This window comes from bacterium, from assembly GCA_018812485.1.
Classification (GTDB): domain Bacteria; phylum JAHJDO01; class JAHJDO01; order JAHJDO01; family JAHJDO01; genus JAHJDO01.
In genome coordinates, this window is record JAHJDO010000118.1 from 1 (window position 1) to 17,827 (window position 17,827).

17 protein-coding genes and 1 pseudogene are annotated in these 17,827 nt (G+C 35.9%); 5 read left to right on the top strand and 13 right to left on the bottom strand.

What is annotated here, in order from left to right; all coding sequences use genetic code 11:
• Positions 1-189: 189 nt before the first annotated feature.
• The 10 genes and pseudogenes from KKC91_09610 to KKC91_09655 all read right to left on the bottom strand — a co-directional run bounded on the left by KKC91_09610 (position 190) and on the right by KKC91_09655 (position 9,597).
• Positions 190-1,257, bottom strand: coding sequence for a nitronate monooxygenase family protein (locus tag KKC91_09610; GenBank protein ID MBU0478807.1), 1,068 nt, complete (start codon positions 1,255-1,257; stop codon positions 190-192).
• Positions 1,244-2,498, bottom strand: a pseudogene (gene fabF, locus KKC91_09615) (beta-ketoacyl-ACP synthase II). Before fabF ends, KKC91_09610 begins: the two are co-directional and overlap by 14 nt.
• Before the next feature lie 66 nt (positions 2,499-2,564).
• Positions 2,565-2,915: a metallopeptidase family protein gene (locus KKC91_09620; protein ID MBU0478808.1), complete on the bottom strand. Its 351-nt coding sequence runs from the start codon at positions 2,913-2,915 to the stop codon at positions 2,565-2,567.
• Positions 2,908-3,858 (bottom strand): hypothetical protein, encoded by a 951-nt coding sequence (locus KKC91_09625; protein MBU0478809.1) that lies wholly within the window; start codon positions 3,856-3,858, stop codon positions 2,908-2,910. The genes KKC91_09620 and KKC91_09625 overlap by 8 nt, the downstream gene beginning before the upstream one ends.
• Positions 3,855-4,325: an N-acetyltransferase gene (locus tag KKC91_09630; protein MBU0478810.1), complete on the bottom strand. Its 471-nt coding sequence runs from the start codon at positions 4,323-4,325 to the stop codon at positions 3,855-3,857. Before KKC91_09630 ends, KKC91_09625 begins: the two co-directional genes overlap by 4 nt.
• A complete protein-coding gene (locus KKC91_09635; protein MBU0478811.1) occupies positions 4,300-5,412 on the bottom strand; it encodes an undecaprenyl/decaprenyl-phosphate alpha-N-acetylglucosaminyl 1-phosphate transferase in 1,113 nt (370 codons plus the stop codon). The genes KKC91_09630 and KKC91_09635 overlap by 26 nt, the downstream gene beginning before the upstream one ends.
• 106 nt (positions 5,413-5,518) lie before the next feature.
• Positions 5,519-6,751, bottom strand: coding sequence for a glycosyltransferase family 4 protein (locus KKC91_09640; GenBank protein MBU0478812.1), 1,233 nt, complete (start codon positions 6,749-6,751; stop codon positions 5,519-5,521).
• Positions 6,739-7,914 (bottom strand): glycosyltransferase family 39 protein, encoded by a 1,176-nt coding sequence (locus tag KKC91_09645; protein ID MBU0478813.1) that lies wholly within the window; start codon positions 7,912-7,914, stop codon positions 6,739-6,741. The genes KKC91_09640 and KKC91_09645 overlap by 13 nt, the downstream gene beginning before the upstream one ends.
• Positions 7,911-8,858, bottom strand: coding sequence for a glycosyltransferase (locus tag KKC91_09650; GenBank protein ID MBU0478814.1), 948 nt, complete (start codon positions 8,856-8,858; stop codon positions 7,911-7,913). Before KKC91_09650 ends, KKC91_09645 begins: the two co-directional genes overlap by 4 nt.
• Positions 8,848-9,597, bottom strand: a complete 750-nt coding sequence (locus KKC91_09655; GenBank protein ID MBU0478815.1) for a glycosyltransferase family 2 protein — start codon at positions 9,595-9,597, stop codon at positions 8,848-8,850. Before KKC91_09655 ends, KKC91_09650 begins: the two co-directional genes overlap by 11 nt.
• A gap of 99 nt (positions 9,598-9,696) precedes the next feature.
• On the opposite strand from KKC91_09655, the gene KKC91_09660 reads away from it, so the two are divergent.
• From KKC91_09660 to KKC91_09675, 4 genes are read left to right on the top strand one after another with little or no spacing between them, the layout of a single operon-like run.
• The gene (locus KKC91_09660) at positions 9,697-11,148 is read left to right on the top strand and encodes a B12-binding domain-containing radical SAM protein (GenBank protein ID MBU0478816.1); all 1,452 of its coding nucleotides are present in this window, start codon (positions 9,697-9,699) and stop codon (positions 11,146-11,148) included.
• Positions 11,145-11,828, top strand: coding sequence for a class I SAM-dependent methyltransferase (locus KKC91_09665; GenBank protein ID MBU0478817.1), 684 nt, complete (start codon positions 11,145-11,147; stop codon positions 11,826-11,828). The genes KKC91_09660 and KKC91_09665 overlap by 4 nt, the downstream gene beginning before the upstream one ends.
• A 5-nt stretch (positions 11,829-11,833) precedes the next feature.
• A complete protein-coding gene (locus KKC91_09670; GenBank protein MBU0478818.1) occupies positions 11,834-13,552 on the top strand; it encodes a glycosyltransferase family 39 protein in 1,719 nt (572 codons plus the stop codon).
• Positions 13,553-13,600: 48 nt separating this feature from the next.
• The gene (locus KKC91_09675) at positions 13,601-14,206 is read left to right on the top strand and encodes a class I SAM-dependent methyltransferase (GenBank protein ID MBU0478819.1); all 606 of its coding nucleotides are present in this window, start codon (positions 13,601-13,603) and stop codon (positions 14,204-14,206) included.
• Between the two features lie 41 nt (positions 14,207-14,247).
• Here KKC91_09675 and KKC91_09680 read toward each other — a convergent pair whose 3' ends face one another.
• Both KKC91_09680 and KKC91_09685 read right to left on the bottom strand, forming a co-directional pair.
• Positions 14,248-15,006, bottom strand: a complete 759-nt coding sequence (locus KKC91_09680; GenBank protein MBU0478820.1) for an FkbM family methyltransferase — start codon at positions 15,004-15,006, stop codon at positions 14,248-14,250.
• Positions 15,007-15,023: 17 nt separating this feature from the next.
• Positions 15,024-16,151, bottom strand: coding sequence for a hypothetical protein (locus KKC91_09685; GenBank protein ID MBU0478821.1), 1,128 nt, complete (start codon positions 16,149-16,151; stop codon positions 15,024-15,026).
• Between the two features lie 67 nt (positions 16,152-16,218).
• Between KKC91_09685 and KKC91_09690 the strand changes: the two genes are divergently transcribed.
• Positions 16,219-16,959, top strand: a complete 741-nt coding sequence (locus KKC91_09690; protein MBU0478822.1) for a glycosyltransferase family 2 protein — start codon at positions 16,219-16,221, stop codon at positions 16,957-16,959.
• Between the two features lie 9 nt (positions 16,960-16,968).
• On the opposite strand, the gene KKC91_09695 is transcribed toward KKC91_09690, so the two are convergent.
• The coding region (locus tag KKC91_09695) for a hypothetical protein (GenBank protein MBU0478823.1) at positions 16,969-17,827 on the bottom strand (859 nt) is incomplete at its 5' end.

Consider the following 17,827-nt stretch of genomic DNA (forward strand, 5'->3'; position numbering starts at 1 on the left):
ATCATTCCCGCTTGTCTCAAAAACCGACAGCGATCACGCCTGACCACTCTCGAAATCATGGAAACTCAATGTGATCCAATACTCGAAATTGAGAAACCCATAATCAGAAAATGCATCGCTTAACTTAACACGTATGCCCTGAATCCCCCTTAAAAGGGGGACAGTTTCGCCGCAGATGGAAAAATTTTCTTATGCTTCTTTGAGTTCGGATAGAAGTTCCTGAATGAGTTCTTTAACAGTTGTAATCTTATCAACACGATACGCATTCTGCCCGCAGAAAATGAGGCCGTGGTCTACATCACCAAAATAGGAATTCACAAGAGCCAGTGCAATACAATATCGCGCTTTGTCGACTCGACAGACTGTAAGACATCTATAGGGACACTTTATCTTCAGTTTTCCTTTAACCTCAAGATCCTTTAAAAAACGGTTATTTATCGCCCGTCCAGGCATACCAACAGGACTTTTAATGATAACAATGTCCTCTTCTTTGGCATCCAGATAAGCTTGCTTGAATTCGCGGGACACATCACATTCTTCGGTACAGACAAAACGGGTTCCCATCTGAACACCTGAAGCGCCCAGGGAAAGCATTCGCGCAATATCTTTTCCGTTATAAATGCCCCCTCCGGTTATAACGGGAATTTTCCTTCCATATTTATCCTCATAGGGTTTAATCGTTTCCATGACTTCAGGCAGAAGTTTTTCGAGGGAGTGGTCCTCCGGATGTTTCAGCTGCTCTTCTGAAAAACCGAGATGTCCCCCTGCCAGCGGCCCTTCCAGAATCAGTGCATTAGCGGTTCTTTCATACCGTTTGTCCCAGGTCCGCAGGATAAATTCTGCAACTCTGGCAGAACTGATGATGGGCACAAGATTTACACTGGTATCCTGGACTAAAGCCGGAAGTTTAGTTGGCAATCCGGCGCCGAATACAATCATTTTAATTCCTTCCTGTACTGCGGTTTTAATCAGATCGTCTACGTTGCTGAGCGCACCCATGAAGTTTACTGCGAGGTGGCCATCTGTCATACTCCTGGCTTTACGGATCTCCCTTACAAGCGCCTCTCGTGATATTCTTTCATATTCCTGTTTTGAATCATCTAAATCCCCCAGACCAATACTGGAGATGGTGCCAATGCCGCCTTCGTTTGCTACCGCTGAAGCCAGCGAAGCAAGAGAAACCCTGACACCCATACCTCCCTGAACAATAGGGATATTTGCGGATAAACTACCTATTTGAAGTTTAGGAATTTTCATTTATATCTCCATATTTCTTAATTATGAGGCAAGCGTTGCCTCCACCAAAACCAAACGAATTACTCATTGCCGCATTTAAATCAAGCGATTCAGCACCGTTGGCAACATAATCAAGAAGACAGTCAGTGTCAGGCTCTTTATGATTAATGGTTGGCGGAATCATCCCTGTAAACACACTCATTACAGTTGACACGAACTCCACAGACCCCGCAGCTGCCATAAGATGACCAATCATTGATTTTATTGAGCTGACCTTTAAGGTTTTTGCATGTCCGCCAAATACTTTTTTAATGGCAGCACTCTCACATTTATCATTTAACACAGTGGATGTGCCGTGCGCATTGATATATCCTATTTTTTCAGCATCCATATCAGCGTCCTGCAGAGCCGCTTGCATAACTCGGATCATACCATTGCCTTCGGGTTCTGGCGCCGTAAAGTGATAGGCATCTGCCGTATTGCCGTATCCGGCGATTTCAGCATAAATTCTTGCGCCTCGCTTGACAGCATGTTTCAGATTTTCCAAAACAACAATCCCGGCTCCTTCTCCCATCACAAAACCATCACGATTTTTATCAAAAGGTCTACTGGCATTTTCAGCGCAATCATTTGGAGTCATGGATCGTGTGGCACAAAAACATCCATAGGGGAGCGGGGTTATACATGCTTCGGAACTACCTGCAAGCATGATATCGGCATCTCCTCTCTGAAGAATCCGAAAAGCATCGCCAATGGCGTTTGATCCTGTAGAACAGGCCACGGAGAGAGCAGAAAGGGGACCTTTTAAGCCATATTTTGGAAACCATACACGCTGCCATATTGATGAGCAGCTTGGACACAAAAAACGGACTTAAACCTTTGGGTCCACTTTCTTGAAGTATGGAATACCCGTCTTCGATTGTCTGTGAACCCCCAATGCCGGAACCGATGATGACACCTGCCCTGTTTTTGTCAAATGAGAAAGATTCCAATCCTGCATCTTCAATTGCCATTGCAGATGCAGCAATTCCAAACTGTGTAAATCGATCCATACGCTTTGCTGATTTTTTGTCAATCCATTCTTCAGCTTGAAAATCTCTTACCTCAGCTGCGAGCTTAGAACGAAAATTTGTCACATCAAAACGAGTCACTTTCGCAATTCCGTTTCTCCCAGCCTTTAATCCTTCACAAAACTTCTTTACACCTATACCAATCGGGGTTACAGCACCCAAGCCTGTGATAACAACCTGATGTTCGTTCATGATAAAAAATGCCTTATAAATTACCGCTATTCTATTATTATGGGGATTGACAATCAAGAACTAAAATTAGCGAGCCAGGTCTTCCTCAGTCATTCCAAAATGATGCCCAAGCTCATGCATAACTACTTCTTTAACTCTTTCCTTTATTCTATCTTCATTGCTGCATAACATTTCAATAGGTTTCTGATAAATAGTTATCATATCCGGAAGAACGTTTGAATAATGCGCTCCCCTATTCTTTAGTGGAATGCCTTGATATAATCCGAGAAGAGTCATGGGACTCTTTATCCCTTGTTTTCTGAGTATCTCCTTAGAGGGTCTGTCTTCTACTGATATACTCACATTCTCCATTCTCCGCTGGAATTTCTCTGGCAGTCCGTCAACAGCCTCTGCTACGAGTTTTTCAAACTTATTCATACATTATTTTTACTTGCTTGAAGTAGAGAGGAGCTTCCTCAGAAGAGAGAACCCTTTTAAATACAAGCTTATTTTCTTTCTCCACTAAGTCAGATATATCAAAAACAAATGAAGAATAGTCCCTTGATTTCGGCACTTTCCATAGCCCATAACTTGTAACATTTGATTCGCCAGTTGTGAGCTTATTTATCAATCTTTTTGTGTCTTTTATTTGAGTGCCGTTAATCTCAATTATCAAAGCACTTACATAACCTGCTGGTTTCCTTGACTTAGCCCTTACCAAAAAGGAAAGGTGCGCTTCTTTGACTTCCGGCAGAGCAAAGGAAAAGCTAACTGGTTCCAGAGCAGTTGTTCTGACTTCCCTTTCCTTATGAGTTAATTTAACTTCCTTCTTAAGATGCTCGGTTTTACGAGGTTTAATCTCTTCTTCTATTTTCTCCAGACTTGGCTCCACGTTTCCTGATTCATAGACTATTTTTACCTCTTTAAGAAAAAATGGAGTTTCGGACGAGGCGCGCGGAACTCTGAGAAATATGATTCTGTTCTTATTTTTAATTAAATCAGTAATATCAAAGACAAATAAGGAATAGTCTCCGGAAACAGGGACTGTCCAGATGCCATGAGCATTACACCAATCATTTGTTTCTTCCTCTACCTTGCATTTAAATGGTTTACTTATCAATCTTTCTAACGTCTTTATTCTAGTCCCATTAATATGTATCACTAAGCCCTTTGTATATCCTTCGGCTTTTTCAGGCTCTGATCTTATAAGAAATGATAGATATGTTTTGTATACACCCTGTTTGATGAATGAAAAAACAGCTGGTTTATCGACTGCCAGTCTTAATTCCTCAACTTCTGGACTAAGAACAAGTTCCCCTGCCATTGAAGAATTTCCTATCAGAACAAAACCTAAAACAAGCAATAAAATTCTTAGTATCATGCTACTTCCATGTTTGTCTTTACCTTATACATAACTGGAACCTCTCCGCAATCAGGAAACTTTGGACACTTAATACAATCAGCCCAGATTTTGTGAGGAAGTTCTGCTCTGTCAATTCTAAAAAACTTCTTTTTCTCGAAAAACTCAGGTTTATAAGTAAGCGCAAATACCTTGCTTAGCCCTATCTGGCTCATTTCTTCAATACATGCTTCTACCAGTTTAGCACCTATCCCCTTACCCTGTTCTTCAGTTTTCACAGCAAGAGACCGTATCTCACCAAGATCTTCCCACACAACATGAAGAGCGCAACATCCGAAAATCTTTCCTGCTTTCTCAAATACAAAGAAATCCCTTAAGTTATCGTATAATTCACTTAAGGAACGCGGAAGCATTTTCTCCTTGTTTGCAAATTCCATAATCAAGTTATAAACCTGTTTTATGTCAGCTATTTTTGCTTTTCTTATCATTATTTCTCTTTGCTATCCTCTCTAAAATTATAATAATCATGAAGATACACACGGCTTGAACCAATATTACACCTGCTCCCCATATATTAGCAAAACAAAGCAGTAAAGCATTAATCCCTACACAGAAGGTAACCAGATAAATAAACCATACTGCTTGTCTCTGTGTCATTCCTAGATTAACAAGCCTGTGTGAAAAATGATTTTTATCCCCCTGCAAAATGGCTTTTTTACTCTTAATCCTTACGATCACCACGGATATTGTATCGAAGATTGGCACTCCAAGTATTAAAACAGGCATAATTACAGGAAAGAACGTAGGGCTGTTTTTCGTATAATAGGAACTTACAACTGTTAATACAGCCAGTATATAGCCTATAAACATACTACCTGCATCGCCCATAAATATCCTGGCAGGATACATATTATAACGCAAAAAACCAAATATGCTTCCAGCAAGAACTAAAAGTATTGTTGCAGTGAAAACCTGCCCTTGTAATGCTGTTATCGCGAAAAATATCATAGACGCAATAAACGCCACACCCGCTGAGAGTCCATCCATATTATCCAGCAGATTAAATGCATTCGTAATCCCAACGATCCATATAAGTGTGATAAGACTGCTAATAAAATTATTCTCTATAAAAAGCGTTATTCTTACACCAAAACTAATAAGCAGTAATGCAACCATTATCTGTGCCATTAGTTTTGTTTTTGCAGATAATTTATAAATATCGTCAACCAGCCCCAACCCCAATATAAGTATTCCACTAAACAAAATAACAACTAGTTTGGGTAATACAGCCTTTATTGAAACGATTTCATTGAATAAAAAATCAGGCATTAAGTGGGTTAGAGAAAAAATCTCAGAACCAAAGAAGAGTATCAATAAATTTATAAGTACTGTTCCTATAAATGCTATACATATTGCTACTCCTCCAAGTAATGGTTTAGGTTCTAGATGTATCTTCCATTCCCCTGGCTGATCAAGTATGCTATGCTTTATTGCAAATTTCCGAGCAATAGGAACCAGGATAAGACTTAAAAGGAAGGACACTATAAAACAGCAAAAATAAATTACATACCACATATACTAATCCCCAAATTATGTAAATTCTATGGATAAAACTCGAAATCCGAATATCAAAATCCTAAACAAATCCAAAATCTTAATTTTCAAAATTCCAAACATTGTTTCAGTCATTTGTGCTTTGGTCATTTGATATTGTTTCGTATTTCGTGCTTCGTGCTTCGAATTTAATTTTTTTTGTAATTAGATTATCATATATTCCTTTTATTTTATCAATCATTGTTTCTATGCGAAATGCCGGATCCACAAGTTTTCTGCCATTTATGCCCATTTTCTCTGCTTTTTCTGCATCATTTAGCAAATCTATTACTCTATCTGATAGTCCTTTAATATCTTTAGGCCTAACAAGATAACCTGTGTAGCCCTTATGCACTAATTCCCTGGCTCCATCAATATCAAAGCTCACTACAGGTTTGGACATTGCCATTGCCTGAGGTATAACTCTTGCTAACCCTTCTCTTAATGAAGTATGTACAACTACATCCATTGCAGCAATAAATCTTGGAACATCATCATGCGGGACAAGTCCAGCAAAAATAAATCTATCTTTTAATCCCATTTGCCTAACCCTGTGTTCTAATTGTTCCCTTAAAATTCCGTCTCCTACAATTAAAAAATATACATTCTGCACGCACTCCGAAATATATTTCGATGCGCTGACAAAATATTCATAGCCCTTTAAAGGGAAAAGTCTTGCTACTTTACCTACAACCTTAGCGTCAGGAGACAAGCCGATATTTCTTTTTGCTTGACGGGAATTCGTTCTCTCATCTATAAACTTATCTAACTCCATACCGCTATAAACCGTTCCATATCCATAAACAGGTTTTATGCCTGCAGCCTGCGCTTTTTGAGCCATACTTTCGCAGACAGTAATTATCTTATCTGTGTATTTTCCGGCCAATCTCTCCAAGCGGATATAAATAAAGTTTAGAAACCTGCTCTGATACGGATGAAACGGCAAACCATGTATTGTATGTATGATTACACCGCGTCCTGCTAGTTTTGCTGCAAGTCTTCCAATGATACCTGCTTTTGAGGAATGCGTATGTACTATATCAAAATCATTCATCCTTATTAATTTATATAAAGATAAAAAAGCGCTTATGTCTCTAAAGGGATTTATATTCCTTGTCAGTCCGTTAATGGTTACTAAATTTACTCCGGATTCTTTTGCCTTGCTCACGAGACTTCCTTCAGGGCCTGTGGTAAGGCCTGAAGCTAATGTAACATCATAGGCAGGGTCATTCATCAATCCTTCTACTGTGTACAGTGTATTTTCCTGCGCCCCACCCAGAATCAGGCGTGTAATTATGTGGAGAACCTTTACTTTTTCCATAACAATCTATCTATTCCTATTGATGCCAGCACAATAACAGCAGGCATTAGGGGAAGTCTGAATCTCATAGTACCGTAGAATACCATACAAAAAATGCCAGTATATACTATAAGGCAGTACAAAGGTAAAACAAGTTTCCAGTTTCGTATACTCAAAAATATTCCAATAAGAAAAAATGGAAGGATCAATCCATAAAAAAATATGCTTATTAATTTGTATTTTATGTTGGTGAAGCCGGATGTCCAATAAGGAAAAACCCTCCACAATCTCCCAGCTTTTTTTACACTCATTTTAAGAAAAGTCACAGGGTTGTGTCTTATAAACTCCAACCCTTTCTTAAACATGTATTTAGATGCTTCAACTTCTTCCATGCTTCCTGTCTCTTCCGGCTCTATAAAATCAACGTGTCTAATGCACCCGCCAGTTTTATTCATCGGGTTATTCCCGCTGTAAAAAACTCGCCCTGCTTCAGTAGTAATAGGAATAATTTTCTCAAAAACAATATAGTTTCTTATAGTCCAGGGCAATATTACTAAAAACATAGTTACTAAAATTATGGCACTGCCTTTAAGTCTGCGTTTAGGCACCCAAAAATAGCACATTAAAAAAAACAGTCCAAATCCCATTGCAATAGGTCTTGTAAGCGCTGAAAGTCCCAAAAATATACCCGCTAATAATGAGTCTTGATAGGAACCTCTTTTTACAAATCTGATTAAATATAATAAGGATAAACAGGAAAGAAAAACAAACAAAGTCTCTGTAAGAACATATGCGCTATAGAAAACATAAAAAGGATAAAATACGGAAATGTATGCCGACACTATCGCAACTCTCTTAGTGGCAATCTCTTTGCCAATTAAATAGGTAATAACAGGAACTAGAGAACTTATACAAACTTGAAAAATTCTTGCCGGCCAGTAACCTTGTCCAAAAAACTTAAAAATTCCGGCAAGAATAAATGGAAAAAGTGGAGCTCTGTTTGCTAGAAGGTTTGAATCAGGCAACATGTTGAATCCACTACCAGAGGCAACGTTTTTTGCAATCAGAATGTATTGAGCCGCATCGCCAAAAAGAGAATGCTCAATGTGCATTATGTGCTGAGAAAAGAAATAGAGATATATAAATCTGACAATAAAAGAAAAGAGGAAAATAAACAGAATCACTTGAACCTCTTTAAAAGCCCACTCACAAATCCGAAAGCATATGAAAAATGAGTTAGAATTATCCCAGTAAATATTGTTATTCTTTTTTTTATGCTCCCATTAGTAGCAGTAAGCAGAAGTAAAAAATAAAGAAGAGTAAAAGATATATAAATCCATTTTAGTAACGAGCTAAATAGTAAAGAGAAAGCTCCTGCTGAAATAAATGCAAGAAAGAATACAGGAATAAAGTAATATAGCTTATCAAAGGTAAAGTCCCTCTTAATAACGCCTGCTTTATCCTGTCCGTATCTCCAAAACTGTCTCGCATGAGGCAAGAACAATGGCCTTCTATGATGATATACTATTACAGAAGGTGAATATAATATCTTCATATTCTTCTTCCTTATACGAAAGCACAAATCAGCATCCTCAGCTGTAAGAAATCTTTTATTAAACCCTCCTATATCTTCCAATATCTTCTTTCTTGCAAAAAAATTACAAGAAGGAAGTTCCAGACAGAAATGTCTATTGCCTGTTTTATATCTGTCTGCAAATTTACCTGAGCAGATTTTTTTTGCGAGAATCTCTCCGCTTAATTTTTGATAAAAGCTGTCTTGTGCAGGAGTCAAATTCGGCCCACCAAGTACACCTATAGATGTGTCATCTAATAAAGGCATAGCATTCTTCAACCAGTTTTCATCAGGATATGCATCAGAATCCAAGAATGCACATATGTCCCCTTTTGCATTCTTTATACCTATGTTTTTTTTCTCAGCAGGTGTGACATTTCCTGTTGAAATAATGTCAATTCCCTCTATAGAGGTTTTTGGCTTCTTATCTGGCAATAATATTATCTCAAAGTTTTCATAATCTAATTTTTTGCTCGCATCAATACATTCAAGAGCATATTTGTTAAGCTCTCCTGCAGGAACTATTATTGATACAAAGAGTTGCTTAATCCCCATTCCTTTTATTATATCTCCCTCTTTTTTTATTTATCTTTAGCTTAATAAGTTCCATCAAGATGTTTGGAGCATCAGCAATACTTAACTTACTCCCTTCTTTATCATTCCATATTACAGGTACTTCTTTTACAGTGTATCTATTTTTTTGTGCAAGAAGTAGAAGTTCGATATCAAAGCAATATCCATAAAGTGTCTGTTCTTTGCAAATTGTTTTAGCTACATTAGCTTTGAATCCTTTAAACCCGCATTGAGTATCCAAAAAATCATGTGTTATAAATCCCTTAACAATGCTGTTGAAAAATCTCCCAACCCCCTCTCTTAACTTAGGCTGTGAGGTTTCTATCTCTGCTCCTTTTGCTGCTCTTGAGCCTATGACTATATCTACTCCTTCTTTTAATTCCTTAATTATCAAACATATATGCTCAGGTCTGACAGCAAGATCTGCATCAGAGAATAAGATATACTCGCCATTTGCCTCTTCTATGCCTCTTCTTACAGAATACCCCTTTCCAGTATTCTTTAAGTTTCTAATTGTCTTTATAAAACTATATTTAGTGCTATAATTAATTAACAAATTCTCTGTATTATCAGTGCTTCCGTCATCTACTATTATTATTTCATAGGCATAATCTTGTTTGGTTAAATATTCAATGAACTCATCAAGTGTGTTTGATATTCGTATCTCTTCATTATAAGCAGGGATGATAAGTGATAAAAGCACCGCTTTATTCCTTTTCATGTCACAACAGTATACTTAAAACAGCGTTTAATTACAATTTGGAAATCTTGTAAAACCTGCAAGCATTAGCTATAATCAGGAAAACACAGGTCATAAAGAATGAAAATTGGCGTAGGGTTTCTACCCACTGAAAACAAAAACAGCATTCCACTTTTAAGTCAAAATAGGCAATTCCAGTACTTTTCAAATCCAACCTACATCTATCCTTTAATCCCAGCATCAGCAGTTACTTTGCTAAACAAGAACAAATACAATGTGGCTTTTCTTGATTGTATTGTTGAACATGTTTCCAGACAAGGATTTTCTGACTTTATAAAAAAAGAGGAAGTCTCTCTCTTTGCATTTGAGACAAAAACTCCTGTTATTAAAGAACATTGGGCATTCTGCAACTGGCTTAAACAAACGCATCCTGATCTGATTCTGGTAGTTATGGGAGACCATGTTACTGCTCTGCCTGAAGAGACCCTTGAAAACTCAGATATAGATTATGTTATTACAGGTGGCGATTATGACTTTCAACTGCTTGCATTATGTAATTACTTAACTGGCAAAGGAGATTTACCAAATGGTATATGGCATAAAAAAAACAATAAGATTACTAATTCTGGTCCATTCCAGCTAGAACATAATCTGGACGAATTACCTATAATTGATAGAGAGCTGACAAAATCTCATCTCTACAATATCGAATACAATATTAGACAGAGGCCTTTTCTTTACACAATGGCAGGAAGAGATTGCCCATATCATAAATGCAAGTTTTGTTCATGGACAACACTTTTCCCAAAATTCAGAGTGAGAAGTGTAAATAATTTTATAAGCGAGATTGAATCCTTGGTTAGCAGATATAGAGTAAAAGCCATCTTTGATGATACGGGAACCTTTCCCCGAGGAGACTGGCTTGAGAATTTTTGCAATGCAATGATAAAAACACGTCTTAATACGAAAATATCCTTTTCCTGCAATTTCCGTCTTGATTGGATATCTAAGGACAATGCGAACCTTATGAAAAAAGCAGGCTTTGATCTTTTAAAGGTAGGCTTAGAATCAGCAAATCAGGAAACTCTCGATAAATTAAACAAAGGCACAAAAGTTCAACAAATTATAGACGGATGCAAAGCTGCTAAGTCAGCAGGTTTGAATATACACCTCACTATTATGGTGGGATTCCCATGGGAGAGGGAACAGGACGCTCTGAACACTTTAACACTTGCTCAAGAACTTATGTGTACCGCTCAGGCAGATATTCTTCAGTCAACACTTATTGTGCCCTATCCTGGAACTCCTCTGTATAATGAATGCATAAAAAATGACTGGTTTCTCATTGACCCAAAAGACTATGAAAAGTTTGACATGTCAGAGCCAATATTGAGAACAAAAGACATGAATCCTCAGCAAATTAAAAATATTTGCCAGAGTATCTACAAAATCTATACAAATCCACGCTATATATGTAAACGTTTAGGAAGCATACGTTCATTGAATGATTTATTATACAATCTCAGAGGACTTAAAGCTGTTCTCGGACATTTACAGGACTTTAGAAAGTGACAGATACAAGATATATAAAGGCAAGGAGGATCTTAAATACTATAAGGTTTGGAGAATTCTATAAACTTTATAGTAGTATCTTAGAGAGCTTATCTAGAAGCTCTAGAATATTATATCTGGGATGTGGAAAACAGATTGCAGGAGAAGGATATCCTAATCCAGAGGTATTCGGTATTGATATAGATTTTAATGCATTAAAGGATAATAGCATTAAGTGGAAGTGTAGAAGTAAGGCAGAAAATCTACCTTTTAAGGTAAATTCTTTTGATCTTATCGTGGTTTTTGATGTGCTTCACCATGTGGAAAATTTAGAGAATACTATTTTGGAGATACACAGATGTTTGGGAAAGGGAAAATATTGTATAATTGCTGATATAACTGAAAACAATCCAATTCACAGACTGGCCAGAAAATTTGTTAAAAAATGGAGAGGCATGAAGATAGAGCAGTACTTCTATCATAATGACCTGCAAGAGTTACTTGCCCAACATTTTATAATTAGAAATGAGACCGTAACAGATTCTATTCTATGGCTGTTCGATGTTAATCTTTGCATGTGGAAAATCCCCTTGCTTATACAGAGGCCTTTTATCTATCCTCTTTTATACTTGGAATGGATATGGAGGAGGCTTTTCCCAAACTGGGGGCTGAAATCTATATTTCTGGTTAAAAAGAGGTAATAGTTATGAATATTAAAGAGAAAATTATATTTCTTACACTCGTTTTTATCATGTTTGGAGTAAACCTGTTGGGAATTGGCTGGGGACTTCCTTCTAAAGAGAGAAATAAGATCTGCTTCTCCACTAAACAGTCCTTGCAGGCACATATTAACCTATTAGATCCAAAAAAGATAAAAGAAGCATGGAAAAGCTGGGGGCCATATGACCTTATGCATCCAGAAGAAAGATGGAAAAGACTTCCCCGTTCTCTCTTCAATCCTGTCCGTTCCTATCATCCTGATGAATATGGAATAATAAAAGTGCTTTCATATATGAATCCCAAGAAGTTAAAACTCAAGCCTTTTACATTTTCAATGGGAGGAACACAGGTGTATTTAATAGGACTTATTCTCGGGATTCTCTCTTTAGTAAAGGTAGTTGTCCTGACTACTGATATTAAGTATTACTTTCTAAACCCTGAAGCTATGGCGCATATCTTTCTTGTAGGACGTATTATAAATGCAATATATGCGACAGGAACAATAGCGCTTACCTATCTAATATCCAGAAGATTTTGCGCACATAGAACATTTTCAATTCTTGGTTGTATTCTCTTAGGATTCACCCCTTTATTTATTTTGAATTCTCACTACATGTATTTAGATATACCAATGCTCTTCTGGATATACTTTGCTATTTATAATGGGCTAAATATTGTCAAACAGGGAAAACTTAGATCCTATATATTCTCAGGCATAGGAATTGGGCTTGCTGCAGGCAGTAAGATGACAGCAGTTTTTTCTGTCATTATTCTAATCATGGCTCATCTTCTTTACATATATGAGAACAAATCGCAGAAGTTTTTAAGTAAATATTTTTTGTTCGGGATATTATCCTGTGCAGGCGCTTTTTTGTTTAGCAATCCCTTCTTCTTATTTGGGTTACATGGAACCGCACAAGAAGTAAAAACTCTTGGAATTATCAGTCCGGACTTTGAATTTTATGTCTCAGCGCTAAGATATGGTCTTGGCTCAGCTCTATGTATTTTGTGCATGATAGGTATTGGCTCTTTTCTTGCGAATAAAAAAGAAAAACAGTCATTGCTGCTGCTGGGATGGACAGTACTGTACTTTGTGTTCATTTCCATGTTTACTCAGAAATTCTACAGGTATATTCTCCCTGTTGTTCCATGCATAATAATTATGAGTGTGTGCGGAATTAATCTGCTATGGGGAAAATTTAAATCGCTGAGAATTCCACTTTTTATAGTTACTGCTTTTGTATGCTTTATTACATTCTGTTACGGCGGCGCATATCTTAAGCTTATTACGAAAAAAAATGTGCGTACTGAGGCAGGAGAATGGATTGCGGAAAATATAAATCAATCCTCAACTATTGGAATGACAGAGGTTCCATGGCAATATCAAATGCCGCCGATGGATGCAGCCAAATATGAGCTTATGATAGTGGGCAATAACTATTCTGCATTGCAGAAGAAAAAGCCTGAGTATTTTATAACATCCAATACGCAGTATGGATTTAGCCACACCATCCCAGAGATAAAAAAAGGTTCTCTCTCTATAGGATTCTTTCACGATTTATTTACATCCCGCGAGTATGAGATATACAAGGTATTTTATAATCCTCTTTCTTTCTTAGGAATTAGATTCAACCAGTTTAAAATGTCGCAAGATCTTTGGTATATAAACCCGATTATAGTGGTACTGAAATCTAAAGAGATATAGAATTGATATATCAGAACTAAAACTTTAATAATTAGGAGAATATATAATATGAATAAAAAAATATTCAAAGAATACATTAATTCCTTGCCGAAAAATGCAAAGGTTTTGGATGCTGGATGTGGAATGGGGAATATTTCTAAATATGTTCATGATATTAGGAGCGACTTGGAAATATATGGAATAGACGCTGACAATTCTTTGAAGAATAAAGTCCCTGATTATATTAAATTTTTTAATATGTCGGTGGATAATTTAGGTAATTTTGAAGATTCTTTTTTTGATTGCATTCTGTGTTTTCATGTTTTAGAACACTTACATAATCCAACAAGAGCTATATCTGAATTCTATAGAGTTTTAAATAAAAATGGTGTCATTTTTGCTGAAAGCCCTCATTGGACATCGGCTATAACGCCGATTGGGTTCAATTTTTACGACGATCCAACACATATCCGCCCTTATAGTAAAAAAAGTTATCGTATACTATTCAAACAATTTTCTATAAAATATATTTCATTTGAAACGCCGGTTTTTTTCTATTTAGCAAAGTTATACGATTTAGATAAGTTATATAAAAAAATAAATTTTTGTTTGGTTATATTTTTAGAAAAATACTTAAAGCTATTGGGATATATAAGACAGCAGTATTCCTTGTAGCAATTAAAAAATAGACAAAGTGTTTGGTCCTATTAAGCTCATCAAGTAGTGAATCTAGCATAAACATCTCCACAAATGCTCTTATCTGATAAACTAGTAAGGATTCTACAGATTTCACCACTGGTAATCCAGCTTGATAAACCCCACCGCATTGATTCTTCTATTGAGTAATTAAATTCTCCATATCCAATCTTCACAAGGTGCTTTATACAATAAATGGTGGAATTAATTAATTCTGATGTAAACTCAAAGGAAATCGTTCCGATTGGTTGAGATAAACCTCTTAAAACCTGCAATTCAAATCCCTCAACATCAATTTTACAGAAGGCAGGTTTTCCATATTCTTCAATTAATTTATCTAAAGTAGTTATTTTGACTATCACAGTTTTGTCCCACTTGCAAGCCCACCATCTTTTACTGACTCTGGTACTATTTACCCACTTCTCTGACATTGATGAAAGAGGATGAGCATTGTTGAGCATTAATTTTCCTTTACCTTCTTTTTCGCCAACTGCCTTTTGTAGAAGAGTTATTCTGCTGTTTCTTTGATATCTCCATTTGAGCTGTCGCATACAGACATCCTGTGGCTCAACCGCTACTACTCTAGCTCCAAGATTAAAGAAAACTTCGGTTCTATTGCCCAGATTTGCGCCGATATCAAAACATAAATCACCTCTATTGATAAATTGAGAATAAAAATTTAATCTTTGTCTATATTTTGGACTTATTCTGGTTAACCAGTCTTTAACAATTTTTGCTATAGGATATATCCCAAATAATAGCAATAACTTGAGAATCATATTTTTAATCATGCTTTTCAATTTTTAAGAAACCTTTCAACAATATTCTTAGCAATCACCCTGTGCCCTTCTGGTGCCAAGTGCCTGTCTATTTTGTAATATAATTGTTTGTTGCTGTTTTTTCTTAGTGCGTTTAAAGGATCAATAATACTTATTACGGTTTCGAACCTTCCCTTTATTAAATTGTTAGGTCTTTTTAAATCAAATGGCTCTTTTGACAACTTAAAGTCTCCGAGTAATTTCTCCCAGGTTTTTGGATAAACCTGTACTGAGTCAGGAATAAGAAGCAGAATAATCTTAATGTGATTATTAACAGCTATTTGTATTATCTCTTCAATTTGGTCAAAATTTGTTTTGAACTCTTCATCCGTATTGTTTTTATCAAAAGTATTTATAATATTCGGAGGAGAAGGGTATGGCATGAGACCAATTTTTGCAAATAGAAGATGAAAACGATAGGATCTTTTTATCCTGTTTCTTATAAAGATGTAGCTCTGGACATGCTCCCCCAGGAAAACCTTGATCCTATGCAGTTTTTTAATTGCTGTTTTTTCTCTTACTGTAATTATACCTATGTTTCCTGGTTCAAGATCGTTCCCAATAAAAAGACCGATAATTACAATGTCCGGTTTGAGCTTTAATGCATAATGTTTAAAATAAGAAAGGTAGTTATCTATACTGTAATTATTAACTCCAGCATTTATAACTTCATATTTTTCCCCTTCAGAATATTTATTTAATAGATTTTCTAACTGTCTGGGATAACTGTCGCCTTCATTTACACCATGACCCATTGTAAAGGAGTCTCCAATACAGATAATTCTTGTAATGTTTTTTTGCTTAGATCTAATTTCAGGACTTCTCAATCCATATGAATTTGTTTTTACCACAATGTCAAATTCTCCCCATGTCCATCTTGATTTGTAATTTTCTTTAAGTTTAAAGCCGCACAGGTTGTCTTTCTCAATGTGGTTTTTAAGTTCAATCATAAGATTCTGGGGAAAGAAAGTTCTTATAGCTCCTTCAAATATTGCAAAAAATACCAGAATAGCAAGTAATGCTAAAGATAAGTTAAACATGAATTTTTTTAATTTTATAAACGTTCCGCTGTCTCTGGATTGAGAGGATATTATAAGTATCTTCATTGCCTTAGACTTCTTTGTTTTATAATGGTATGGTATATTATACATGGATTAGGGGAAATAATAAAAAATGTTTTTTTCTATTGTTATACCGGCCCGAAATGAAGAGAAGTCTATTAAAAAAACTGTATTAAATCTTTCGCAATCATTGCACGAGAATTCTATAGACTCTGAAATAATTATCGTTGATGATGGCAGCACTGATAAAACAGAGGAAGTAGTGAAGCGTATTATAGCAGCAAACAGTTCAGTACGTTATATAAAGAATATGCATCTTCATGGATTTGGCTTAGCAGTCAGGAAGGGATTAGAAGTATATAGAGGAGATGCAGTTGCAATATTTATGGCAGACGGCTCGGACAGCGCAGAAGATGCTATAAGGTGTTATAAAAAGTTAGAAGAAGGTTATGATTGTGTGTTTGGATCCAGGTTTATTAAGGGAAGCAAGACCAGAAATTACCCTGTTATAAAACTAATATTGAATAGGATTGCTAATTATTCCATAAAAATATTATTTGCATTGAAAACAAATGATGTAACAAATGGTTTCAAGTGTTACCGCAGAAAAGTAATAGAAGGAATAAAACCTATATTATCCGTTCATTTTAATTTGACAGTAGAGCTTCCGCTTAAAGCCATTGTTAGAAAGTATTCTTATGCGGTTATTCCAATAAGCTGGCATGGCAGAGAAAAAGGAATGGCAAAATTCAAAATCAAAGAGATGGGCAGTAGATATGTGTTTATAATTTTATATGTATTACTTGAAAAATGGCTTTCTAAAGGTGATTATATCCAGCGAGAAAATAATTGAAGATAATCTTCATTTCAATTTAAATAAGTACAATTTATATTTATATTCATGATACTTGTGAATATTCTTAAAACTTTCTCTTAATCCCTTAAGTGAGTTTTCTTCATAAAGATACTTCTTAGTCAATATAATTTCTCCATTTTTCTCCATCCACTGCTCAAAATTTTCCCTTGGTCTTTCAGAATGGAGGAGTATCCATAATCGTTTATGTTTTTCTCCGTATTTTCTGATCTGCCCCGGACTGTCAAAAGAATCTATCCTATAAATCGGGAGAGTGCCTCTGTAATAATGAGGAAATCCCTCCATAAGTCTTCCCATGATAACAGCATCAGAAGTATCTTCTTTCTTTGATACATCTTTTGCTATTTCTCGCCATGGAGTCACCATATCAACGTCAAAATACTGCCTGTTTGTAAAGTAGTTATAATTTGAATATGCACAAGCTAGTATAATTACTGCACCGACAATCCACTTGAGCCATGAATATCTCATTCTTACAATACCTGTTGCCAGTATCAGACAAAAAGCAGGTAAGCTTACTAACAATTGTCTTGGTGCATATAACGGCAGAAACATGCCTATAATGAATGGGATAAATAACCAGAATAAAATTATTTTCTTATATTGATTATGTTCTCTAAGTAAATAAATCACTCCATAAATAAATATAATAAAAGTTGCAAGCAATGGAACTACGATATATAAATTAAAAGGATAGACAGTCTGTCCAAGAGTAAAATTATAGAAAAAGTATGCTGTCTTGATAAAATAACCGAAAGTTGACGAGGTATATGGTTGATAATTCCCCCAATAACCTTTTGATCTAAATAAAAGATTTATTGTCATCCATGGAAGAAATAAAATCAAC